The organism is Streptomyces sp. NPDC040622 (assembly GCF_055593965.1).
Window position 1 is genome coordinate 440,851 of sequence record NZ_JBVIXD010000010.1, and the last position, 22,600, is coordinate 463,450.

Consider the following 22,600-nt stretch of genomic DNA (forward strand, 5'->3'; position numbering starts at 1 on the left):
CTCAGCCTTCCGACCGCGCCCTGCGGCCACTCCTGCGCGGCGCCGGATCCTGGCCGTTCAGCAGCTCCAGCCTCCGCTCCTCCCCCTTGTCCTCCGTCCGTACGACGATCTTGCGCAGCAGGTCCGCCAGGGTCTCGCACTCCTGGTCCGTGAGCCCCTCCGTGACGAAGGCCTCCTCGGCGTTGAACGCCGGGAAGACCTCGCCCATCAGCCGCTCGCCCTCGTCCGTGAGCCGGAGCAGGGCGAGCCTGCCGTCGTCGGGGTGGCCGCGGCGTTCCAGCAGGCCTCGGCCCGCGAGCGTGCGCGCGACCCCCGTGAGCGTGCCCTTGGAGATGCCGGCCTCCTCTGCGACGTAACGGGTCTCCATCTCGCCCCAGATCCAGACGACGTAGAGCACGACGAACGACGTCCACGTCAGTTCGGCGCCGCGCAGCACGGAGTTCTCGAAGTGCTGCCGCACGGCCGACGCCGCGCGGTAGATGTTGGCGACGGCGGCCATCTGCTCGTACTTGACGGGCGTGCCGCCGAGCTTGGCCCTGACCGCCTTCTCGGTCTCGCGGATGGAGCGGTAGCCCGTCACGTCCGTGCCTCCTCGCCTCGATGGTCGTCCCAGTCTCCCAAGGCCTCTTGGGACCTCTTGCCCGGGCACACCGGCATCCGTACCATCGGCGCCATTCGAATTCGTACGGGCTCAAACGATATCGGGCTCAGGCGATGTCCCGTGCCCGGCGGATGCGCCCTCCTGCCCCCGGAGTCCCGGCATGGCCCTCGACCGTGAAGACCCGGCCCCGCCCGCACCACCACGCCCCGCGACCGCCGTCCCAAAACGCCGCATCGGCGTCGCGGGCATCGTCTTCGTCGTCGTGGCCGCGTCCGCGCCGCTCACCGTCGCCGCGGGCGGCGTCCCGCAGTCCCTCGGCGTCACGGGCGTCCTCGGGATACCCCTGCTCTACCTCCTGACCGCCGTCGTGCTCGTACTGTTCAGCGCCGGGTACGCGGCGATGAGCCGGCACATCACCGGCGCCGGGGCCTTCTACGCGTACACCGCGCAGGGCCTCGGCCGCACGCCGGGCGTGGGCGCGGCCTTCGTCGCGCTGCTCTCGTACAACGCCATGCAGATCGGCGTCGCGGGCCTCTTCGGCGCCACCACCGCGGAGTTCGTCGACGCCCGGACCGGCGTGGAGATTCCCTGGTGGGCGCTGGTGCTCGCGTGCACGGCGGTCGTCGGGTGGCTCGGCTACCACCGGGTGGACGTGGGAGTGCGGGTCCTCGCCGTGCTGCTCGTCCTGGAGTTCGGCACCGTACTCGTCTTCGACATCGCCCAGTTCGCGCACGCCCCGCAGGGCGTCTCGGCCGCACCGCTCACCTGGGGCGCCGCCACCGACGGCTCGCTCGGTGTCGCGCTGTGCTGCGTGTTCGCCGCGTACATGGGCTTCGAGTCGGCCGCGCTGTACAGCGAGGAGTGCCGTGATCCGCGCAGGACCGTCGCGCGCGCCACGTACATCGCCGTCGGGATCATCGGTGTCTTCTACGCGGCCACGGCCTGGGCGATGGTGAGCGGCGCGGGCACCGGGCGGGCGACGCGGGTCGCGGCCGAGCAGGGGCCGCAGATGATGTTCACCCTCGGCGACTCGAGCCTCGGCACGGTCTTCTCCGACGTCGCGCAGCTCTTCCTGATCACCAGCCTGCTCGCGGCGCTGCTCTCCTTCCACAACGCCGCTGCCCGGTACGCCCGTTCGCTGGGCCGCGAGGGCGTCCTGCCGCGCGGCCTCGGCGTGCTGCACCCCCGGCACGACTCACCGCACCGCGGCTCGCTCCTGCAGACCGGGGTCGCCGCCTCCGTCATCGGGGTGTTCGCGCTCACGGGGCGCGACCCGGTGGCGGACGTCTTCACCTGGCTGACCAACCTCGGGGCGCTCGGCGTGATCCTGCTCCTGTTCGCCACGTCCGTGTCCGTCGTCGCCTACTTCGTGCGCCACCCCGAGCCGTCCGAGCCGCTGTGGCACAGGATGGTCGCGCCGCTCGTCTCGGGCGCCGCGCTGGCCGTCGTCTTCTGGCTCGCGCTCACCAACTTCAGCGTGCAGCTGGGGGTTTCGCCGGACAACCCGCTGCGGTGGATCCTGCCGTGCCTCATCCTGATCGCCGCGGCGGCCGGGGTCGCGTGGGGGCTGTGGCTGCGCAGGACGCGCCCAGCGGTGTACGCGGGAATCGGCTCGGCGGCGGGCGGGTAGGAACGCACGGGGGCGCCGACCGCTCCGGCGCCCCCACCTGGCCCCCGGCGGGCGCGGCACCCTGCCCGCCCCCGGCGGGCACCGCGTCCTACAGCCCCCGCTCCAGCAGCGTCCCGCCGTCCCAGACGACGCCCACCTGGCGGTAGTACGCGCCGATCGGCTCCTCGACCGCGAGCGCGGCCAGCTCCTCCGTGGGCGCGTCGAACAGGTCGAGCTCGGCCTCTCCCGACCACGCCTGGCCGCCCTCGAAGGCGGCGGCGCCCGAGGCGATCAGCTCGTCGAGGGCCAGACCCTTGCCGTCGATGGCGGGGAGCTGGCGGTGATGGGCCATCGGGTGGCCGTTGACGAAGCCGTTGGTCCCGGAGGGTTCGCGCAGGGTGACCACGGCCTGCGCGATCCTGCGGTCGGCGGCGGCGAGCGTGGCACCGAAGGCCGCACCGGCCTCGATGCGGGGCGCGGGGCCGTACGGGTGCGGGCGGGTCATCTGGATGGAGCCGAGCTTCTTCGGGTAACCCTGGTGGTTGCCCCGGGCGATGGCGAAGTCCTTGTCGACCCAGATGTAGACGCACCGCGAGTAGGTCCGCCCCCGGTACGCGCAGCGCACGACCGCGAAGCACTCCTTGTACTGGGACCGTACGGGGTCGAGCAGCTCGGCCCGCGACGCTGCGCAGGACTGCCAGTCGGCCCAGATCAGCGCGACCGCACCCGGGTCACTGCCCGCCAACTCCAGGGGTTCCGGGAGGAGTTCGCGGACGCGGGCCGGGTCGGTCCGGTACTCGACGGTGAGCAGGTCGCCCGAGTAGTGCCAGGGCGGCGCGGGCACGAGCGAGGCCCGTCCGGTGGCGCTCTTGGGCGGAAAGAATCCTTGAACTCCGGTCATCGGCAGGCCCCTTCGGCTTCCGCCCCCGCACGGCATCGTTTGACCCCGTACGATATTGCGGCAGGGCGGGGTTGTCACGGGAGCGGGGCGCGGAGCCGCGAGGAGCGGGACATGGAGCCGGGCGCCCGCGGCTCACACGTGAACTCCCACCACCCACGGGCGATTTGGGCGCCAATCCGCCCCCGCCCTCTTGCGCCCGCCCCCACCCCTTCATATCGTTTGAAGTCAAACGATAAATCAGGCACGCACACAGTGCCCCCACGCCATCCCGATCCACCCCTCAGAGCGCCAGAAAGGCCGGGACACGGGTGAGTGAAGCGAGTGCACCACGAGGGCAGGGGGTCCGGGAGGTCGTGCGGGCCCTGCGGGAGCGGGGAACCGACGTCGTCCGCGTCGTCTACCCCGACCTCCTCGGCGCCGACCGGGGCCGCGACATCCTCCTCGGACAGCTGCCGGGCGCCTGCGAGCACGGTCTGAGCTTCTGCCGCGCCGTCTACCACACCACCCCCCGGGGCGACGTCGTCCCCGTCGCGGGCGGACTCGACGCGGGGCTCCCGGACATCTGCGTACGCCCGGACCTGGCGACCCTCCAGCCGCTGCCCTGGGAGCCAGGCGTCTCCTGGTGCCTGGGCGACACCGTCGACCCCCGCACCGGCGAACCCGCCCCCGAGTCGCCGCGCGACCTGCTGCGCCGGGTGCTCGGGCGGACCGCGGAGTGCGCCGGGGACGGCGGGCTCACGCCGGTCGTCGGGCCCGAGCTGGAGTACTTCCTGTGCGACGCGGACGCCGCCGCGCCGTCCGGCTGGGTGCCGTACGGCGGCGCCACCGGCAACGTCTACAGCGCGGGCCGCCGCGGCGACCCGGACGGCCATCTGCTGCGCACCCTGCGCCAGTTGGCGGAGCTCGGCATCGGGGTCATCGCGGGCAACCACGAATTCGACGGCGGGCAGTTCGAGATCAACCTCGACCACTCCGAGGCCCTGGACGCCGCCGACCGCGCCTTCCGCTTCAAGGCCGCCGTCAAGGAGACGGCCCGCCGCGAGGGACGGCTCGCGACGTTCATGGCCAAGCCGTTCAACGGTTCCGGGGGTTCCGGATTCCACCTGCACGTCTCGCTGGTCGACGGCGCCGGGCACAACGCCTTCGACGACCCCGGGTCCCCCGACGGCCTCTCCCCCACCGCCCGGCACGCCATCGCCGGCGTCCTCGCGCACGCCCCCGCGCTCACCGCCCTGCTCAACCCGACCGTCAACTCCTACAAGCGCTTCGGCCCCGACACCCTCGCCCCCTGGCTGATCGACTGGGGCCTGGACAACCGCAGCGCGATGATCCGGATACCGCCCGAGCGGGGCGCGGGCACCCGCCTCGAACTGCGCCTGGGTGACGCGTCGGCCAACCCCTACCTCATGATCGCCGGGACCGTCGCGGCCCTCCTCCTCGGCCTCCGGGACAAGCCGGAGCCGCCCGCCCCGCTGGAGGGCTACGGCTACGACGAGTCCGCCGCACCCCGCCTGCCCGGCACGCTCACCGCCGCGCTCGACGCCCTGGAGGCCGACGCGGCGCTCACCGGACTCCTCGGCGAGGACTTCACCCGCGCCTTCCTCACGTACAAGCGCAACGAGGTCGAGCGCTGTCAGCAGAGCGTCACGGACTGGGAGTTCACGGAGTACGCCTTCCTCATCTGACGTCCGGTCCGGCGCCGTGTCCGCCTCCTCATCCGCCCGATCACGAGTGACAAGAGTCCGAGAAGGAGTGCGTCCATGCGTACGGCCGCTTCGCCCCTCCCCCTCGCCGACGTCGACCTCGCCGACAACGACCGGTTCACCGACCGGTCGCTGCCCTGGCGGATGTTCGACGTGCTGCGCCGCGAGGACCCCGTCCACTGGCAGCCCGAGCCCGCGCCCAACTCCGGCTTCTGGGCGGTCACCCGGCACGCGGACATCGTGCGCGTGGACCGCGACCCGGACACCTTCACCTCGGAGCGGTTCACCAACCTCGAAGAGGTCGACGAGGACCACATCGCGCTGCGCCGCTCCCTCCTGGAGACCGACGGCATGCGGCACCGCGCGATGCGGCTGATCCTGCAGAAACGGTTCACACCGCGTGCCGTGGCGACGTACGAGACGTTCTTGCGCGGCCTGACCGCCCGCACCCTGGACACCGCCCTGCCCAAGGGCACGTTCGACTTCGTGCGGGAGGTCTCCGCCGACTTCCCGATCAACGTGCTCGCGCGCATGCTCGACGTGCCGCAGGAGGACACGCGGCAGCTCATCGACTGGGGCAACCGCATCATCGGCAACACCGACCCCGACTACGCGGACGTCCTGCTGGAGAGCACGGAGAGCGAGCGGTACAGGAATCTTCCCTTCCGCTCACCCGCCGCGCTCGAAGTCTTCGACTACGGGAGGAAGCTGGCGGCGGCCCGGCGCGGCGGCGACGGCGACGACCTCGTCAGTACGCTGGTCAACAGCTCGCCCAGGGACGGCGTCCCGCTCTCCCCCACCGACTTCGACAACTACTTCCTGCTGCTCGTCGTCGCGGGCAACGAGACGACACGGCACGCCATCTCGCACTCCACGCTCGCCCTGATCGAGCACCCCGAGGAGCGCGCCAAGCTGGTCGCCGACCCCTCACTCATCCCCGGCGCGGTCGAGGAGTGCCTGCGGTGGGCCTCACCCGTCTACCACTTCCGGCGGACGGCGACCCGGGACGTCGAGCTCGGCGGGAAGCTCGTCAGGGCCGGCGACAAGGTCGTCCTCTGGTTCGCCTCCGGCAACCGCGACGAGGACGTCTTCCCCGATCCGTACCGCTTCGACGTCACCCGCGAGAACAACGACCACGTCACCTTCGGCAAGGGCAGCCCGCACTTCTGCCTCGGCAACTCCCTGGCCCGCCTGGAGATGCGGGTCATGTTCGAGGAGCTGCTCCCCCGGCTCGCGGACATCCGGGTCGCCGGGGAGATCCGGCGCGTGCGGTCCAACTTCGTCAACGGGATCAAGGAGCTGCCCGTGACGGTGACGCTCGCCTAGGGCCTGCCTCGCGTCGTCCGCCGAGGGCAGGATCAGCCGCCGGAGGTGTCCAGCTCCGCCTCTTCGCTCACGCCCGCGCAGTCGTAGGGGTCCTTCAGCCAGCCGTCCGGCAGGACGACGCGGTTGTTGCCCGACGTGCGGCCGCGCGGGCCGTCCGCGCCGGCCGGCCACGACTGGTCGAGGTCCAGCTCTCCGAGCCCGTCCTCCAGTTCGGCGAGGGACGAGGTGATCGCCAGGCGCTTGCGCATCTCCGAGCCGACCGCGAAACCCTTCAGGTACCAGGCGACGTGCTTGCGGAAGTCGATGACACCGCGCGCCTCGTCGCCGATCCACTCGCCGAGCAGGGTCGCGTGGCGGAGCATGACCTTCGAGACCTCGCGCAGGTCAGGGGCCTTGGGCGCGCCCGTGCCCTCGAAGGCGGCGACCAGGTCGCCGAAGAGCCAAGGCCTGCCGAGGCAGCCGCGGCCCACGACGACGCCGTCGCAGCCGGTCTCGTTCATCATGCGGACCGCGTCGTCCGCCGACCAGATGTCGCCGTTGCCGAGGACGGGGATCTCGGGGACGTGCTCCTTGAGGCGGGCGATGGCGTCCCAGTCGGCGGTGCCGCCGTAGTGCTGGGCGGCGGTGCGGCCGTGCAGGGCGATGGCCGTGACGCCCTCCTCGACGGCGATGCGGCCCGCGTCCAGGAAGGTGATGTGCTCGTCGTTGATGCCCTTGCGCATCTTCATCGTGACGGGCAGGTCCCCGGCGCCGCTGACGGCCTCACGCAGGATCGCCCGCAGCAGGGGCCGCTTGTACGGGAGCGCGGAGCCGCCGCCCTTGCGGGTGACCTTGGGGACGGGGCAGCCGAAGTTCAGGTCGATGTGGTCGGCCAGGTCCTCTTCCGCGATCATGCGGACGGCCTTGCCGACGGTGGCCGGGTCGACGCCGTACAGCTGGATGGACCGGGGCTTCTCGGTCTCGTCGAAGTGGATCAGCTGCATGGTCTTCTCGTTGCGCTCGACCAGGGCACGCGTGGTGATCATCTCGCTGACGAAGAGACCCTTGCCGCCGCTGAACTCCCGGCACAGCGTCCGGAACGGAGCGTTCGTGATGCCCGCCATGGGGGCGAGCACGACGGGCGGCCGCACGGTGTGCGGGCCGATCGACAGGGGCTGCGGCTGAGACATCGATGATCTCCGGAACGGACGACGGGACCCTCCATTCTCCCTCACTTCCCGGCGGGCCTCGCCGGCCCTGCCCGGACCGCCCCGGCGACCGGCGCCCCGCCCCCCGCCGGACGGCGCCCCTCACTCCCCTCCGCACTCCCCCTCACTCCCCCCCTCACTCCCCCGTCACTCCTCGGAAAGCTCAGCCAGGCGCTCCAGGCGTTCCTCCGTCTCGTCGTCGGCGGGGACGTACGCGATCAGGCGGTGCGCCTGCGTCAGCGGGGCCATCCACAGCATGCGGTGCTCCAGGCGGAGCAGGCCGACCCGGGGGTGCTGGTAGCGCTTGACGTGCGGCGACATCGTCGCCACCTCGTGCCGCTCCCACAGCGCGCGGAACTCGGCGGACGCCCCGACCAGCCGGTCGCGCAGCTCCTTCCAGGCGGGCTCGGCGCCGTGCTCGGCCATGGAGCCGCGGAACTTGGCCACCAGGTCGCGCAGCATCTCGTCCCGGTCGAGGAACGTCTCGCGCCAGCTCTCGCTGGTGGCCAGGAGCCACAGGCAGTTGCGGTCGCGCGGCTCCATCACGTCGAAGTCGCCGAAGACGTGCCTCCAGGGGCGGTTGTACGCGAGGACGTCGTAGCGCCCGTTCTGCACGGTGGCCGGGTAGGGGGCGATGCGGTGCAGGAGCCGGCGGACCGGCGCGGAGAGCGCCGTGCACTCCGCCTCCGGGCGCGGGTCGACGGCTCCGGCCAGCGCGAAGAGGTGGGCGCGCTCGCTGGGGTCCATCAGCAGCGCCCGCGCGATGGCGTCGACGACCTGCGCGGACACCTTGATGGGCCGCGCCTGCTCCAGCCACGTGTACCAGGTGACCCCCACGCAGGCGAGCTGCGCGACCTCCTCGCGGCGCAGCCCCGGCGTACGGCGTCGGGCACCGCGGGGCAGGCCGGCCTGCTCGGGCGAGACGCGCTCGCGACGACTGCGCAGGAAGCCGGCGAGTTCCCGCCTCCGGATGTCGACGCCGGCTCCCTCGGGGCGGGTTCGGGGGCCCTTGGCGGGGGTGCGGGGGCTCTCGGCGGGGGTGCCGAAGCCCTCCGCGGGCGGGTGGGGGGCCTCGGCGGGCGGGCGGGGGCCTTCGGCGGGCGGGCCAGAGCCCTCCGCAGGAACGCCGAAGCCCCCGGCAGGCAGCCGAGAGCCCTCGACGGGCGGGCCAGAACCCTCGGCAGGCGCGCGGGAGCCCTCGGCAGGGACGCCAGAACCCCCGGCAGACGGGCGGGAGCCCTCGGCAGGGACGCCGGAGCTCGCGGCGGGCGGGCGGGAGCCCTCGACGGACGCACCAGAGCCCTCGGCAAGAGGGCCAGAGCCCCCGGCAGGCGGCCGGGAGCCCTCGGCAGGCGGGCGGGAGCTCTCGGCAGGGGCACCGGAGCTCGCGACGGGCGGGCGGGGGCCCTCGGCGGGCGGGCCAGAGCCCTCCGCAGGGACACCGAAGCCCCCGGCAGGCAGCCGAGAGCCCTCGACGGGCGGGCCAGAACCCTCGGCAGGCGGGCGGGAGCCCTCGGCAGGGGCACCGGAGCTCGCGGCGGGCGGGCGGGAGCCCTCGACGGACGCACCAGAGCCCTCGGCAAGAGGGCCAGAGCCCCCGGCAGGCGGGCGGGGGCCCTCGACGGGCGTGCCGGATCCCCGGGCAGACGGGCGGGAGCCCTCGGCAGGGACGCCGGAGCTCGCGGCGGCCGGCCGGGGGCCCTCGGCAGGCGTGCCAGAACCCTCCGCAGGCGCGCGGGAGCCCTCGGCAGGCGGGCCGGAGTCCTCCGCGGACGTGACCGCGGGCGACGTGTCTGCGGGGAGCGGGGCCGTGGGCGGAGGGCTCGCGGACGAGGGGCCTGGGGTGGTGGCGGTCGAGGTCACGCCTCCAGGCTGCGCCATCCCGCAGCCTGTTTCCAGGTTCGCCTGGTACCAGGATAAAGACACTCTGGTACCCCCTTGAGGGCCGGAACATCGTCGTGGCTGTGACCTCTGCAAACGACGCCGGCGCCGGCACCCTCCCCGAGGGCTCCCGCACTGGCCCTGACGCCCCCGACAAGTCCCTCGCACACCCGGCGGCCGGGCCGTCCGCGTCCGCCGCCCTGACCTCCCCCGGCCTGCTCACCCTCCTGCTCGGCGCCTCCCTCTCCAGCATCGACTTCTTCATCGTCAACGTCGCCCTGCCCAGCATCGGGCGTGACCTGCACGCCGCCCCCGCCACGCTGGAGATGGTCGTCGCGGGCTACGCCGTGGCGTACGCCGTGCTGCTCGTCCTCGGCGGCCGGCTCGGCGACACCTACGGCCGCAGGAAGCTCTTCCTGTGGGGCGTGGCCGCCTTCGGCCTGACCTCGCTGGCCTGCGGGCTGGCGCCCGGCGCGTGGTGGCTGGTCGGCGCGCGCGTGGCGCAGGGCGCCGCGTCCGCGCTGATGCTGCCGCAGGTCCTCGGCACCCTGCACGCCACGACGCGCGGCGAGCGCCGGGCGCGGTCCGTCGCCCTGTACGGCGCCGTGAGCGGCGTCGCGGGCCTGCTCGGGCAGGCGCTCGGCGGCGCCCTGGTCGCCGCCGACCCGGGCGGCACCGGCTGGCGCGCGGTCTTCCTCGTCAACGTGCCGATCGCGGCGGCGGCCCTGCTCGTCGGCGTGCGCGCGGTGCCGGACAGCCGGGCGGAGCGGCCGGTGCGGGGTGACGTGCTCGGCACCGTCCTGTTCGCGGGGGCGCTGACCGCGCTGCTGCTGCCCCTGACGGAGGGCCGTGCGACGGACTGGCCACTGTGGTCCGTGCTCCTGCTGGTCGCGGCGCCGCTGCTGGCCTGGGCGTTCGGCGCGGTGGAGCTGCGCGCCGAACGCACCGGCGGCAGTCCCCTGCTGCCGCCGTCGCTGCTGCGCGAGCCCGCCGTACGCAAGAGCCTGGCGCTCGGCCTGCCGATCTTCCTCGGGTTCAGCGGCTTCATGTTCGGGTTCGCGATCGTCCTCCAACAGGGGCTGCGCTACGGGGCGTTGAAGGCGGGCCTGACCGTGATCCCGATGGGCCTGACGCAGATCCCGGCGTCGATGCTCGTGCCGCGCCTGGTGCGCCGCTGGGGCACCCGCGCGATGACGCGTGCCGCCCTGGTGCACGCGGCGGGCCTCGCCGTCCTCGGCCTGACGGTGCTGTGGACGCCGTGGTCCGCCCTGAACCCCTTCGTCCTGGCCCCCGGCCTTCTCCTGTGCGGCCTCGGCCAGGGCGTCCAGCTCGCCCTCTACTACCGCGTCGCCCTCGCGGCCGTGCCCGCGGCGCGGGCCGGGGCGGGCAGCGGGCTCGCCGCCACGGTGCAGCAGTCGTGCCTGGCGCTGGGCGTGGCGACGATCGGCTCGCTCTTCCTGGCGCTGGTGCCGGGCATCGGCGTGCGGGACGCGTTCGTGAGCGCGCTCGGGGTGCAGGCGGCCGGGCTCCTGGGTCTCGCGCTGCTGAGTCTGCGGCTGCCGCGCGCGATGAGCTGAGTCCCGGCGACGGACACCTGGTGCCGGGCAGGGCGACGAGCACGACGAGCATGACGAGTACGACGAGTACGACGAGTACGTGGCCGGTCCGTGACCGGCACGTCTCCCGGCCCCGGAAGATCCCCCTCCGGGCCCGGGCCCGTCCGGCGAACTACCGTCGGACGATGGCCGATGAACTCACCCACCGACGGCGCATGCTCGTCCTCGCGATCTGCTGCATGAGCCTGCTGATCGTGACCCTCGACACCACCGTCCTGAACGTGGCGCTGCCCACCCTGCGGAGGGAGTTCGACGCGAGCGTCTCGGGCATGCAGTGGGCGGTCGACGCGTACACGCTCGTCCTCGCCTCGCTCCTGATGCTGGCGGGCTCCACCGCCGACCGGATCGGCCGCCGCAAGATCTTCCTGGCGGGCCTGGTGATCTTCACCCTCGGCTCGGCGCTCTGCTCGCTCGCGCCCAGCCTCGAATGCCTCGTGGCCTTCCGCACGGTGCAGGCCGTCGGCGGTTCGATGCTCAACCCGGTCGCGATGTCGATCATCACCAACACCTTCACCGGCCCGCGCGAGCGGGCCCGCGCCATCGGCGTCTGGGGCGGCGTCTCGGGCATCTCCCTGGCGGCGGGCCCGCTGGTCGGCGGGGTGCTCGTGGACACGGTCGGCTGGCGCTCGATCTTCCTGGTCAACGTGCCGGTGGGCCTCGCGGCGCTCCTCCTCACCCTGCGGTACGTCCCCGAGTCGCGCGCACCGAAGCCGCGCCGCCCGGACCCGGTGGGGCAGCTGCTCGTGATCGTGCTGCTCGGCGCGCTGACGTACGCGATCATCGAGGCGCCGCGGGCCGGCTGGACGTCGCCGCTGATCCTCGCCTTCGCGGGCGCCGCCGTACTCGGCCTCCTCGGTCTGCTCCGCTACGAACCGCGCCGCGCCGAGCCCCTCATCGACCTGCGCTTCTTCCGTTCGGTGCCGTTCAGCGGCGCGACGGCGATCGCGGTCTGCGGCTTCGCGTCCCTCAGCGGATTCCTCTTCCTCTCGACGCTCTTCCTCCAGGACGTGCTGGGTCTCGACGCGCTGCACGCCGGGCTGTGGATGCTGCCCATCGCGGCCATGGCGATGCTCTGCGGGCCGCTGTCGGGCCGCCTGGTGGGCAGCCGGGGTCCGCGCATCCCGCTGCTGATCGCGGGGGTGGCGATGACGGCGTCCGGCGTGCTGTTCGGGGCGTTCGAGGCGGAGGCGACGGCCGGGCCGCGCCTGGCGGGCTACCTGCTCTTCGGCCTCGGCTTCGGCTTCGTGAACGCGCCGATCACCAACACGGCGGTCTCCGGGATGCCGCGCGCCCAGGCGGGCGTGGCCGCGGCGGTCGCCTCGACGAGCCGGCAGATCGGCACGACCCTCGGCGTCGCGGTGATCGGCGCGGTCCTCGCCTCGGGCGTCGCCTCGTCCTCGTACGCGGACGACTTCGTGGCGGCGAGCCGCCCCGCCTGGTGGATCATCGCGGGCTGCGGTCTCGCGGTGCTGGTGCTCGGGGCGCTGACCACGGGGCGCAGGGCGCGGGAGTCGGCGCGCGGGGCGGCGGAGCGGCTGGCGGAGGAGCGGCTGGCGGAGGAGCCGGTGCCGGAGGCGCGGCGGCCGGCGAGCGAGAGGTGAGGGGGCGGCGCGGCCGGTACGGCGAACGTCGGCCGACCGATGACGGCCGACCGATGACGAGTGACAGATGACGGGTGACAGATGACGGGTGACAGATGACAGATATTGAAATCTGTCATCTGTCATGTCATGGTGGACGCATGCGTACTCTCACCCTCGGGACCACCGGCCCCCACACCTCCGCCCTCGGCCTCGGCTGCATGGGCATGTCCGCGCTCTACGGGGAGGCGGACCGCTCGGAGTCCATCGCGACGGTCCACGCCGCCCTCGAAGCGGGCGTCACCCTCCTGGACACCGGCGACTTCTACGCCATGGGGCACAACGAGATGCTGATCGGCGAGGCCCTGCGCACCGCCCCGGCCGCGCGCCGCGAACAGGCGCTGACCAGCGTCAAGTTCGGCGCCCTTCGCGACCCGGACGGCGGCTGGTCGGGGTACGACGGACGCCCGGCGGCCGTCAGGAACTTCGCCGCGTACTCGCTCCAGCGTCTGGGCGTCGACCACATCGACGTCTACCGCATCGCCCGCATCGACCCCGACGTCCCCATCGAGGAGACGGTCGGCGCCATCGCCGAACTGGTCGAGAAGGGCCACGTCCGGCACATCGGCCTCTCCGAGGTCGGCGCGGAGACGATCCGCCGTGCGGCGGCCACCGCACCGATCTCCGACCTGCAGATCGAGTACTCCCTCATCTCGCGCGGCATCGAGGCGGAGATCCTGCCGACGGTCGCCGAGCTCGGCATCGGCGTCACGGCGTACGGGGTGCTCTCCCGCGGCCTGATCTCCGGCCACTTCACCCGCGACCGCAAGCTGGCGGCGACCGACTTCCGGTCGATGAGTCCGCGCTTCCAGGGCGAGAACCTCGACCGCAACCTCGACCTGGTCGACGCCCTGCGCAAGATCGCCGACCAGAAGGGCGTCAGCGTCGCGCAGACCGCCATCGCCTGGGTGCTCGCGCAGGGGCCCCGGCACGGCGCGGCGATCGTGCCGCTGGTCGGCGCCCGTACCCGGGCCCGGCTCGACGAGGCGCTCGGCGCGCTCGACGTGACGCTCGACGACGCGGACCTCGCGGCGATCGAGGCGGCCGTGCCCGCGGACGCCGCGGCCGGCGCCCGTTACCCCGAGGCCCAGATGGCACACCTCGACAGCGAGCGCTGACCGGCGCCCCGGTACGGTCTAGCCATGGCAACCGCGGCTCCCCTGACCCCCGAGCGCATCCTCGAAGCGACCGAGGAGGTGCTGCGCAGGCACGGCGCGGCCAAGGCCACGGTCGTCGACGTGGCGCGCGCCCTCGGGGTGAGCCACGGCACGGTGTACCGCCATTTCCGCACCAAGGCGGAGCTGCGCGGCGCGGTGACGCGGCGCTGGCTGGACCGTACCTCCGACGCGCTCTCCGAGATCGTCACCGGCACCGAGCCGCCCGAGGCGAAGCTGCGCCACTGGCTGGCGGGCCTCTTCGAAGCCAAGCAGCACAAGGCCGGCGACGATCCCGAACTCTTCGCCACGTACACGGTGTTGACCGAGGAGAACGGCGGCGTGGTCGACGCCCACATCGCCGAGCTCACGGGCCAGCTGACCGCGATCATCCAAGAGGGCGTGTCCAGCGGCGACTTCAGCGCCCCCGACCCCGCGGTCTCGGCCCGCGCGGTCTTCGACGCGACGAGCCGCTTCCACGACCCGTCGTACGCCCCCCACTGGTCCCGCCCCGAGATCGCTCCCGCGTTCACCGCGGTGCTGGACCTGACGGTGCGGGGGCTGCGGGCCTAGCCGCTTCCGCGCCGGGCCCGCCGCCTCACCCGGGTGACGGCCGACCGTGGGTCAGCTTGCGCTCGATCACTTCGCGCACCGTGTCCGTCGCCGGCTGGTCGAACCCCGCGGGCATCAGCTGGAACCGGTGGAGCTTGGGCCGCTGCCCCTCCTTGAAACGAGATACGCCTTTGTCGAGCGTACGCAGTCGTAGCGGATCGAACGAAGAGGAGCGTCAGCCGGAGCGCCTGCCCCTGCGCTGGGCAGTGATCATCGCGGTCGCGGTCGCCGCGTCGGTGCCCGCGGCCGCGGTGGGCGGACCGGCCGGCGCCATCGGGGCGTTCATCATGGTGGCGGGTGCCCTGCACGTGATGGTCGCGTAACGCAACGGCCTCGCGGATGGCTGGAGTGCCTGCCCCGCGGCCCGCGAGGGGCGGCTCGCCACAAGGCTGCCTGCCCGCACCCGCGGCCCGTCACCCCTTCCCGCGGCCCGTCACCCCTTCCGCAGCAGCAAATGCCCCCTGCGGAACCGCTCCCCCTCCCCCGGCTCCCGCAGCATCCGGCCCACTTCGGTGAAGCCCGCTTCTCGGGTCAGGTGGGCGAGGGTGTCGGTGGGCCAGCGGTAGGCCGTGGTGACCTTGTGGTCGAAGGGGGTCAGCGGGGCGTCCTCCGATTCGAAGAAGGCGAGCAGGAGGTGGCCGCCGGGGGCCAGGACCCGGTGGAACTCGGCGACGTACGCGGCCACGTCACGCGGCGGTGCGTGGATGACCGAGTACCAGGAGACGACGCCGGCCAGGTCGCCGTCGGGCAGGTCGAGGGCGTCCATGGAGCCGACCTCGAACCGCAGGTCCGGGTGGGCCTCGCGGGCGAGGTCGATCATCGCGGGAGACAGGTCGACGCCGAAGACGTCCAGGCCCAGGTCCCGCAGCAGGGCCGTCACGGGGCCGGGGCCGCAGCCCAGCTCCGCGACGGTCCCCGCGCCGCCGGCCCGTACCCGGTCGGCGAACGCGGCGATGATCCAACGGTCCAGGGAGGGGCTTTCGAGGTCGTCGCGGGCCAGCCCCGCGTACACGGTGGCGATCGAGTCGTAGGCGTCCGCGGTCTCGGTGAGGTGGGTGGAGAGTTCAGTCACAGGCGGGACCCTAGGGCCTGCCTCTGACATCCCCCCAAGCCCCCAGCCCCAGCCCCAGCCCTAGCCCTAGCCCTAGCCCTAGCCCTAGAGTCCCTCCTCCGTCGGGCGGTGCTCCACGTACTCGATCAGCGTTCCGTCCGGATGCCGTGCCGTGAACCCCGAGCCCGTGGGGACCTTGACCAAGGGGTAGACGATCTCCGCGCCCTCGGCGACGAGGCGGTCCAGATAGTCCTGCGCCGAGTCGACCAGCAGTGTGCCGTGCGTCGTGCGGAACGGGGCGAGGCTGTCCTCCGATCCCTCGACCAGGAGGAAGCCGCCGACGGCCGCGAGGGCGAGGTTCTTCTCCGGGTAGCTGAACCACATGTCGCGTTCCCTGCCGAGCAGCCGCTCGTAGAAGGCGGTCACGGAGTCGAGCGTGCCGGGCCCCGTGAACACCCGGGTGAACGTGCGGGGTTCGTGCTGGTCGGAGGAGTCGTTGCGCAGGCGCCACATCGCGGGGGCGGGGACGGGGGCGGGGGCGGGAACGGCGGCGGAACTTGTCGTGTCGGTCATGGGCTCAGCTTTCGCCGCCTCGGCCGCCCCTGCCAGACAGCCGTCCGTGGGGGTGAGTCCAGGTCATAGGCTGGGCTCATGGCGACCACGACGCTGCGACACGAACTCGGCGGCTTCCTGCGCGCCCACCGCGAGCAGATCGCCCCGGGTGACGTCGGACTGCCGCACACCGCCCGCAGAAGGACCTCGGGGCTGCGCCGCGAGGAGGTGGCGGTGCTGTCCGGGGTCTCCGTGGCCTGGTACACGTGGCTGGAGCAGGGCCGCGTCGACACCTCCCGGCAGGTCCTCGACGCCGTCGCCCGCGCCCTGCTCCTGGACCCCGCCGCCCACCGGCACGCACTGGCCCTGGCCGGCTTCGCCCCGGCCCCGGACGCAGGCCAAGACCCTGCTGCCACCTCCGCCGAGGCGCCGGGCACCCCCTACGACCCCGATCTCCGCGCCATGCTGGACAGTTGGCCGGACAGTCCGGCGCTGCTGCTCGGCCCCGCCCTGGACATCCTCGCCTGGAACCGCGCGTACACCGCCCTGTGGCCCGACCCCGCGGGCCTCCCGGAGGACCGGCGCAATCTGCTGCTCCTGCTCGTGGACGACGAGCCGCACCAGCGGCTGCTGCCCGGCTGGGAGCCGGTCGCCATGGATCTGCACCGGCACTTTCGCACGCGCGCGGACCGCTTCCCCGGAGCGGCGGACATCCGGCGGCTCACCGACCGCCTCGAAGCGGCGCGGCCGGACCTCGCGGCCTGGTGGGCCTGCCGTTCGGTGGGCGACTTCGCCTCGCGGACCGTCGAGATCACGCCCGACGGCGGCGGTACGTCGGACGGCGGCGGTACACCGGACGGCGGCCGTCCGTCCCTCCCGTACGACATGACGCTCCTGCTCACCCCGCAGCCGCAGGACACGGCGGTCCTCGTCCAGACGCCGCGCCGTCCCGCTACGGAGCCGACGGGTCGACCGTCGCCTGATGCGCCTCCGTCAGGTGTTCCTCGGCCTTGAGCCACGGAAGGAACTGCGCCTTCCGCTGCCATCCGCAGGTCACGCAGCTCAACTGCCGCTGCATGCCCGCCTTCTGGACCCGCACGACGTGCTCACGCCCGTGCTGGTCCCATCTGCTGACCTTGCTCGTGGTCATGGGAAGCATGGGCCTCAGTGTGCACGGAAAACCCTCCGCGCCGAAGGGGCGGGGCGTCCGGGTGCGGGGATCGAGCAGGTCCGCTGTGGTGAAGGGGTCTTGCACGGCGACCTCGTTCTCGCGATGACAGGGTGCCGTTCGAGTGTTGTGCGGGGACGGACGGCGCACCACCGGGTGGGGCCGGGCGGGTGACGGCGCACGGCGCACGGCCCTTGGTACGCGTCACGCCGCCCGCAGGGTGTTCCGGCCGCGGTGGTGCCGCTGGAGTGCCGCGACGCGAGGCTGGCGGCGGTACGGCTGGGACTGTTGGTGCAGGGACGTCAGCAGACCGCGCAGGCGGGGCGAGTCGACGTGGTCCTGCTCGTCCAGCGCGCGGCGCCAGCCGGCACAGGCCGCCTCCACGTGGCCGATGCGCAGTTGGGCCGCGGCGAGCAGGCAGTGGCTGATGGCGCGGGCCCGGTGGTGGCCGGGCGGCCGCCGGTCGAGGGAGGCCGTGAACGCCTCGACCGCGTGGGGCTCGCGGGCGAGCAGCGCGTGGACCTCGCCGCGCTGGTGGTCGAACGCGGCGCGGCCGTAGGCGACGTAGGGGTCCGGGGCGACGTCACCGCGCTCCACGAGCCGGTGGGCGCGGTCCAGGCAGTCCAGGGCGTCCCGCTCGGCCGCGCCCGCGGCCAGGGCGCCCGCCTGCCCGGCCAGCAGGAAGGCCCGGGTGGCGGGGGCGAGCCGGTCCGCCGATTCGCTCGCGGCCTGGGCCAAGTGCAGGGCGTCCGCGACGAATCCGAGGGTCCGCGCCTGCTGGGACATGGTGCGCAGGATGATGGCCCGCAGCGTGGCGTCCTGCGCCTCGCGTGCCAGGGACAGGGCCGTGCGGTGGTAGCGCTGTGCCAGTCCGAGGTGGCCCGCGTCGAAGGTGACCACGGCCAGCAGGTGGACGAGTTGCGCGGTGGCGCTCTGCACGCCGCGGCGGGTACGCTCCGGAGCCCGCGAGGTCAGGTAGGGGACGGCGTCCATGGTGACGAAGGCGCGCAGCGCGTTGCGGGCGGGGCCACTGCCGTGCTGTTCGAAGAGCAGGCCGAACCGCTGCCGGTAGAAGGCAAGGACGTCGGTGTCCCCGGGGCGGCCGAGGCGGGGCCCGACCCCCACGGGAGCCTCGTGCGCGGTGGCCGGGGAGCTCCAGCACACCCAGGGCAGCCGGAGGAGGGAGGCGCGCGTCCGCGGGTCGTTCTCGGCCGCCCCCAGATCGAACAGGGCCCGGTCCGCGGTGTGCGAGGCCGCTTCGTCCCCCGCCGTCTCCGGTACGAGTCCGGTGTGGGCGGGGGCGACGAGCCGGCCGAGGCGGGACGAGAGGATCTGGGCCACGAAGTCCGGTACGGGGCGTCGGGGGCGGGAGCCGGTGAGCCAGTGGGCCACGGCGGTGCGGTCGTATCGGAAACGGTGTCCCTGCCTGGTGCCGAGGGCGTTGACGGCCCGGGCGAGGTCGCCGTTGGACAGCCCGGCTTCGTGGATCAGGGCGGCCAGGGAAATGTTGGGGTCTTTCTTCGGCATTTTCGCTCCGTGTGAGCCTGCCTCGCCGGCCCTCCCGGAATATGTGCACCGAGAGTAATTTCCTTAGCCAACGATGACGGGGGTATCTGCACTCCGAGTGCCCCCACCGTTCACGGTCATGCCGGGGAAGGCGGACCGCCCTATTCCCTCCCCTTTTCCGAACTTCCCATCTCCCCGATGAGTTCATTCCATGTCGCCGCCGGATCGTCGAAACACGCGAAGTGACCACCGGGCAGCCGGACGGGACGGAACGCGGCGGCCGTGAATTTCTGCCAGCCCTCGGCGGACGCCTCGTCCATGTCGGGGTCCTCGCTGTTGTGGAGGCAGGTGATCGGCACCGCGACGGCCCCGGTGGAAGCCTCGTAGGACCGGATGAGCCGCAGGTCCTCGGTCACGATCCGGTCGAACAGCTCCCGGGACTCCGCCTCCCCCGCCGCCCCGCCCGCAAGCGCGTCCGGCAGCTCGATCGCGTCGCCGCTCACGTCGTCGCGGCTGCGCTCGGCGGCCCGGTCGGGCGGCGGGCTGGCCGACACGAAGAGCCGGGAGGGGCCGGGGAGGTCCAGATCGGCGACCTTGAGACAGGTCTCGTAGGCGACGACGGCGCCCATGCTGTGCCCGACCATGACGTAGGAGCCCGGCAGCCACTGGAGGGCGAAGGCGATCTGTGTCGCCATGTCGCGCAGGCTGCCGGGGAACGGCTCGCCGCCGCGGTCGGCCCGGCCGGGGTACTGCACGCCGAGCACCGCGACCCCGGCGGGCCAGTGGTCCGACCAGGCGCTGAACACCCCGGCGCTGCCACCCGCGTGCGGGAAGCACACCACGGTGGTGCCGGTACCGTCCTTGAGGGAGCGCAGCCATTTCTGCGCGGGTTCGGGCAGCACACTCATACCGTGCACTCCTTTTCCTCGTCCACGTTTTCGACCGGTTTCTCGTCCAGGTTTTCGACGAGCCGGGCGAGTTCGGCGACCGTCGTCGCTTTCTGTACCTGCCGGAGCGTGATTTTCCTTCCCGACTTCCTGGCGAGGCGCTGGGTGACCCGCATCGAGAGCAGGCTGTTGCCGCCCAGGCTGTAGAAGTCGATGTTGCGGGCGGTGACATCGCGTCCCAGGAGTTCCGACCAGATGCGGGCCACTTCACGCTCCGCTTCGTTCCGGAGGGGCTCCTCCGCCTCGCTCGACCTCTCCGGCGCGGCCCAGGAGGCGAGTTTCCTACGGTCGATCTTCCCGTTCTGGTTCAGGGGCAGTTCGGGCAGCAGGAGATAGCTCTCCGGCACCGCGTACTCGGGCAGCCACCGGGCGGCGTGCTCCCGCACGGCCTCCGTGTCGATCCGGTCGGCCGTCGGCTGGAGGTAGGCGAGGATGCGGCGCCCCGCGCCCTCGCCGGTCACCAGGGCGACGGCACGGGAGACGTCGTCGTGGCCACCGAGGACGGACTCGATCTCGCCGAGTTCGATGCGGTAGCCGTTGACCTTGACCTGGTGGTCGATGCGGCCCAGGAACTCCATGACCGCGCCGGGGAGGTACCGGCCCAGGTCCCCCGTGCGGTACCAGCGGCGGCCGTCGGCGATCACGAAGCGTTCCCGGGTGCGTTCCTCGTCGTTGCGGTAGCCGGTCGCCACGCCCGTACCGCCGATCCAGAGTTCGCCGGGCACCAGGTCCGGGCAGTCCCGGCCGGCCGCATCCACCACGCGGTACTGCTGGTTGGCCAGCGGGAAGCCGTACGGGATCGACGTCCAGTCCTCGTCGACGGCGTCGGCCTCGACCTCGAAACAGTTCGAGTAGATGGAGCCCTCCGTGGCCCCGCCGCACGCCACGAACCGCGCGTCCGGCAGCAGGGCCCGCAGGCGGCCGGGCAGGTCCAGGGGCACCCAGTCACCACCGGTCGTCACCACGCGCAGCGCCGCGGGCGGCCCCTCCTCCTCCGCCTGGGTCAGGAGTACGTCGAGCAGGACGGGCACCGAGTCCCAGACGGTGACCTCGTGTTCGTTCATCAGGCGGAGCCAGGCCTGCGGGTCCCTGCGGTCGTCCGGGCCCGCGATGACGATGGCGCCCCCGGCGACGAGCGGGCCGAAGATCTCGTACACGGACAGGTCGAAGTCGAGCGAGGAGACCGGAAGGCAGCGGTCGCGCGGCCCGACGTCCCAGCGGCGGTTGAGGTCGAGGACGCTGTTCAGCGCCGAGCGGTGGGAGACCTCCACTCCCTTGGGGCGGCCGGTGGAGCCCGAGGTGAAGATGATGTACGCCGGACAGTCCGGGGAGACGTCCACGGGACACTCCAGCGGCTCGGCGTCATCGGCGAGCGACAGCGGGAGGGAGAACAGCGGAGTGTCCATGGGCACGTCCGGCGCCGGGGAGTCCTCCTTGACGTCCTGGGCGAAGTCCTCCCCGTCGCTCTCCTCCAGCAGTTCCTCGTCGCAGAGCATGAACCGCGCCCCGGCCTGCCGGAGGACGGCCCGGCGCCGTTCCGCCGGGTGTTCGGGGCTGATCGGCACGTAGCAGCCGCCGGCGGCGAGCACCCCGAGCACCGCCTGGACCTGGTCGACCCCGTCGGTCAGGCACACCCCCACCGGATCGCCCGTCGTCAGCCCGCGCCGGGCGAGGAGGGAGGCGGTGCGCAGCGCCGCGTCGGCCAGCCGGGCGCGGTCCCAGTCCACCCCGTCGCCGAGCAGGGCCGCCGGGGCGCCGTCCTGCCGGGCGTGGGCGAACACCGCCTCGTGCAGCAGCCGGTCGGGCACCTCCGCCGCCGTGGCGTTGACCTCGTCCCTGGCCCGGCGCTGGTCGTCGGGCAGGGGCAGCGCGGCGGGCCGCGACCAGTCCCCGTCCGCCAGTGCGGCGACCGTGGCGGCGCAGTGGCCGGCCATCGCCGTCAGGACGGAGGCGTCCAGTACGTCCTCGACCGCGTCCCACACCATCTCCAGGTGCCCGCTGTCGGCGGACGGGTGGACGAGGCAGTCCAGGTACGCCTGGGGCGTCTGCGAGATCATCCATGTGAGGGGACCGAACGTGCCGGTACAGGAATCGGGGGCCCAGGGCCGGTCGACCTCGGTGTAGACGGTGCCGGGCGGCGGCATGGTCAGGCCCCGCTCCCGTGCCCGCGCCGGCAGGTCCTGGACCGTGGGCGCCTTCTCGTGCAGCGAGCGCGAGGCGGCGGCCACCAGGTCGCCGAGGGTCCGCGCGCGGGACAGGGGGGCCGACACGGCGGAGAGGACGCTGAAGTCGCCGACGGCGCCCGCGGCGCCGTCGGGCCGCGTGAACCGGGGGACGCAGATGACACAGTCGTCGCTCTCGCTCCACCGGTCCACCGTGTGGGCGAAGGCGGCGAACAGCAGGTCCCCCACCGCCACGTCCGCCCGCTCGGCGCGGGCCGCCAGACGGCGCATCACCTCGGGTTCCAGGGGGACTTGGTGGCGGGTGAAGCGGGCGCCGGTGATCTCCTCCGGGGGCGTGGACCAGGGCAGTCCGGGCGGCTGGGGCAGGTCCCGCGGAGCCGGTCCCGCCGTGTCCACGGGACGCGGCCCGGCGGCGTGGGCCGCGAAGTCGAACTGGGCGGGGACACCGGCCCCTTCCTCCCCCCGGTACATGGCCGCCAGGTCGGCGAGCACGGTACGGATGCTCGGCGGATCGGCGGCGATCAGCGCCACGCCGACATGCAGGCGCGAGCCGCCGTCCGGCAGCGAGGAGAGGCGTACGTCCAGTCCCCCGCGCTCGTCCACCACGGGGTGCCACACGGCCATCTCCGCCCGGACCTCCGCCAACGGCCTTTGTTCCTCGCACAGTTCGGAGAGCGGTTCCTGCATGATGCGGGCCCGGTCCGGGTCGGTGAAGACGGTGCGGAGCAGCGGGTGGCGCCGCTGGACCTCCAGGACGGCCGCGGCCAGGCGTTCGGCGTCGAGTTTCCCGCCGTCGAACTCGAAGTACATGTGGCAGGCCACGCCGCCCAGCGGAGCGTCCTCCTGGCCCAGCCGGTAGGCCTGTTGTACGGGGGTGAGCGCGAAGCCGCGCTCCTCTCGCACGGATGTGTGTGTCCTGTCCTGCGGCATGCTTCTCCTCGGCGCTCGGTCGGGTCGGTCGGG

Annotated in this window: 19 protein-coding genes; 9 read left to right on the top strand and 10 right to left on the bottom strand. The window is 73.2% G+C overall.

Translation table 11 applies throughout. The annotated features are described in order from the left end of the window. Position 1 precedes the first annotated feature (1 nt). Complete coding sequence (locus tag ACZ592_RS29895; RefSeq protein WP_471584761.1) at positions 2-580, bottom strand: MarR family winged helix-turn-helix transcriptional regulator; 579 nt, start codon at positions 578-580, stop codon at positions 2-4. Positions 581-761: 181 nt separating this feature from the next. On the opposite strand from ACZ592_RS29895, the gene ACZ592_RS29900 reads away from it, so the two are divergent. Next, positions 762-2,231, top strand: coding sequence for an APC family permease (locus tag ACZ592_RS29900; RefSeq protein WP_471584762.1), 1,470 nt, complete (start codon positions 762-764; stop codon positions 2,229-2,231). 88 nt (positions 2,232-2,319) lie between these two features. On the opposite strand, the gene ACZ592_RS29905 is transcribed toward ACZ592_RS29900, so the two are convergent. After that, a complete protein-coding gene (locus ACZ592_RS29905; RefSeq protein ID WP_471584763.1) occupies positions 2,320-3,111 on the bottom strand; it encodes an acetoacetate decarboxylase family protein in 792 nt (263 codons plus the stop codon). A gap of 353 nt (positions 3,112-3,464) precedes the next feature. On the opposite strand from ACZ592_RS29905, the gene ACZ592_RS29910 reads away from it, so the two are divergent. Next, positions 3,465-4,796 carry a glutamine synthetase family protein gene (locus ACZ592_RS29910; protein WP_471584764.1) on the top strand — a complete coding sequence of 444 codons (1,332 nt, stop codon included), beginning with the start codon at positions 3,465-3,467 and terminating at the stop codon, positions 4,794-4,796. A 75-nt stretch (positions 4,797-4,871) separates the two neighbouring features. Continuing rightward, a complete protein-coding gene (locus tag ACZ592_RS29915) occupies positions 4,872-6,140 on the top strand; it encodes a cytochrome P450 (RefSeq protein ID WP_471584765.1) in 1,269 nt (422 codons plus the stop codon). A 32-nt stretch (positions 6,141-6,172) separates the two neighbouring features. Here the strand turns inward: ACZ592_RS29915 and dusB are convergent, their stop codons facing one another. Both dusB and ACZ592_RS29925 read right to left on the bottom strand, forming a co-directional pair. After that, complete coding sequence (gene dusB / locus ACZ592_RS29920; RefSeq protein ID WP_471584766.1) at positions 6,173-7,309, bottom strand: tRNA dihydrouridine synthase DusB; 1,137 nt, start codon at positions 7,307-7,309, stop codon at positions 6,173-6,175. 165 nt (positions 7,310-7,474) lie between these two features. Beyond that, positions 7,475-8,299, bottom strand: a complete 825-nt coding sequence (locus tag ACZ592_RS29925; RefSeq protein WP_471584831.1) for a helix-turn-helix transcriptional regulator — start codon at positions 8,297-8,299, stop codon at positions 7,475-7,477. Between the two features lie 992 nt (positions 8,300-9,291). Here ACZ592_RS29925 and ACZ592_RS29930 point away from each other — a divergent pair. From ACZ592_RS29930 to ACZ592_RS29950, 5 genes are all read left to right on the top strand, one after another. Beyond that, the gene (locus ACZ592_RS29930; RefSeq protein WP_471584767.1) at positions 9,292-10,785 is read left to right on the top strand and encodes an MFS transporter; all 1,494 of its coding nucleotides are present in this window, start codon (positions 9,292-9,294) and stop codon (positions 10,783-10,785) included. 164 nt (positions 10,786-10,949) lie between these two features. Continuing rightward, positions 10,950-12,425: an MFS transporter gene (locus ACZ592_RS29935; protein ID WP_471584768.1), complete on the top strand. Its 1,476-nt coding sequence runs from the start codon at positions 10,950-10,952 to the stop codon at positions 12,423-12,425. 140 nt (positions 12,426-12,565) lie between these two features. After that, complete coding sequence (locus tag ACZ592_RS29940; RefSeq protein ID WP_471584769.1) at positions 12,566-13,582, top strand: aldo/keto reductase; 1,017 nt, start codon at positions 12,566-12,568, stop codon at positions 13,580-13,582. 24 nt (positions 13,583-13,606) lie between these two features. Further along, positions 13,607-14,191 carry a TetR/AcrR family transcriptional regulator gene (locus tag ACZ592_RS29945; RefSeq protein ID WP_471584770.1) on the top strand — a complete coding sequence of 195 codons (585 nt, stop codon included), beginning with the start codon at positions 13,607-13,609 and terminating at the stop codon, positions 14,189-14,191. 170 nt (positions 14,192-14,361) lie between these two features. Continuing rightward, positions 14,362-14,553, top strand: a complete 192-nt coding sequence (locus ACZ592_RS29950; protein ID WP_471584771.1) for a hypothetical protein — start codon at positions 14,362-14,364, stop codon at positions 14,551-14,553. A gap of 110 nt (positions 14,554-14,663) precedes the next feature. Here ACZ592_RS29950 and ACZ592_RS29955 read toward each other — a convergent pair whose 3' ends face one another. Both ACZ592_RS29955 and ACZ592_RS29960 read right to left on the bottom strand, forming a co-directional pair. Then, positions 14,664-15,302 carry a class I SAM-dependent DNA methyltransferase gene (locus tag ACZ592_RS29955; RefSeq protein ID WP_471584772.1) on the bottom strand — a complete coding sequence of 213 codons (639 nt, stop codon included), beginning with the start codon at positions 15,300-15,302 and terminating at the stop codon, positions 14,664-14,666. Positions 15,303-15,386: 84 nt separating this feature from the next. Next, a complete protein-coding gene (locus ACZ592_RS29960; protein ID WP_471584773.1) occupies positions 15,387-15,854 on the bottom strand; it encodes a VOC family protein in 468 nt (155 codons plus the stop codon). 78 nt (positions 15,855-15,932) lie between these two features. On the opposite strand from ACZ592_RS29960, the gene ACZ592_RS29965 reads away from it, so the two are divergent. Then, positions 15,933-16,847 carry a helix-turn-helix transcriptional regulator gene (locus tag ACZ592_RS29965; protein WP_471584774.1) on the top strand — a complete coding sequence of 305 codons (915 nt, stop codon included), beginning with the start codon at positions 15,933-15,935 and terminating at the stop codon, positions 16,845-16,847. Here the strand turns inward: ACZ592_RS29965 and ACZ592_RS29970 are convergent. The 4 genes from ACZ592_RS29970 to ACZ592_RS29985 form a co-directional block, all read right to left on the bottom strand. Continuing rightward, the gene (locus ACZ592_RS29970; protein WP_471584775.1) at positions 16,786-16,992 is read right to left on the bottom strand and encodes a hypothetical protein; all 207 of its coding nucleotides are present in this window, start codon (positions 16,990-16,992) and stop codon (positions 16,786-16,788) included. The genes ACZ592_RS29965 and ACZ592_RS29970 overlap by 62 nt on opposite strands. A 213-nt stretch (positions 16,993-17,205) precedes the next feature. Continuing rightward, a complete protein-coding gene (locus ACZ592_RS29975; protein WP_471584776.1) occupies positions 17,206-18,528 on the bottom strand; it encodes a hypothetical protein in 1,323 nt (440 codons plus the stop codon). Positions 18,529-18,668: 140 nt separating this feature from the next. After that, positions 18,669-19,415 (bottom strand): thioesterase II family protein, encoded by a 747-nt coding sequence (locus ACZ592_RS29980; RefSeq protein WP_471584777.1) that lies wholly within the window; start codon positions 19,413-19,415, stop codon positions 18,669-18,671. Continuing rightward, positions 19,412-22,540, bottom strand: a complete 3,129-nt coding sequence (locus tag ACZ592_RS29985) for a non-ribosomal peptide synthetase (RefSeq protein ID WP_471584778.1) — start codon at positions 22,538-22,540, stop codon at positions 19,412-19,414. Before ACZ592_RS29985 ends, ACZ592_RS29980 begins: the two co-directional genes overlap by 4 nt. Positions 22,541-22,600: the final 60 nt, after the last annotated feature.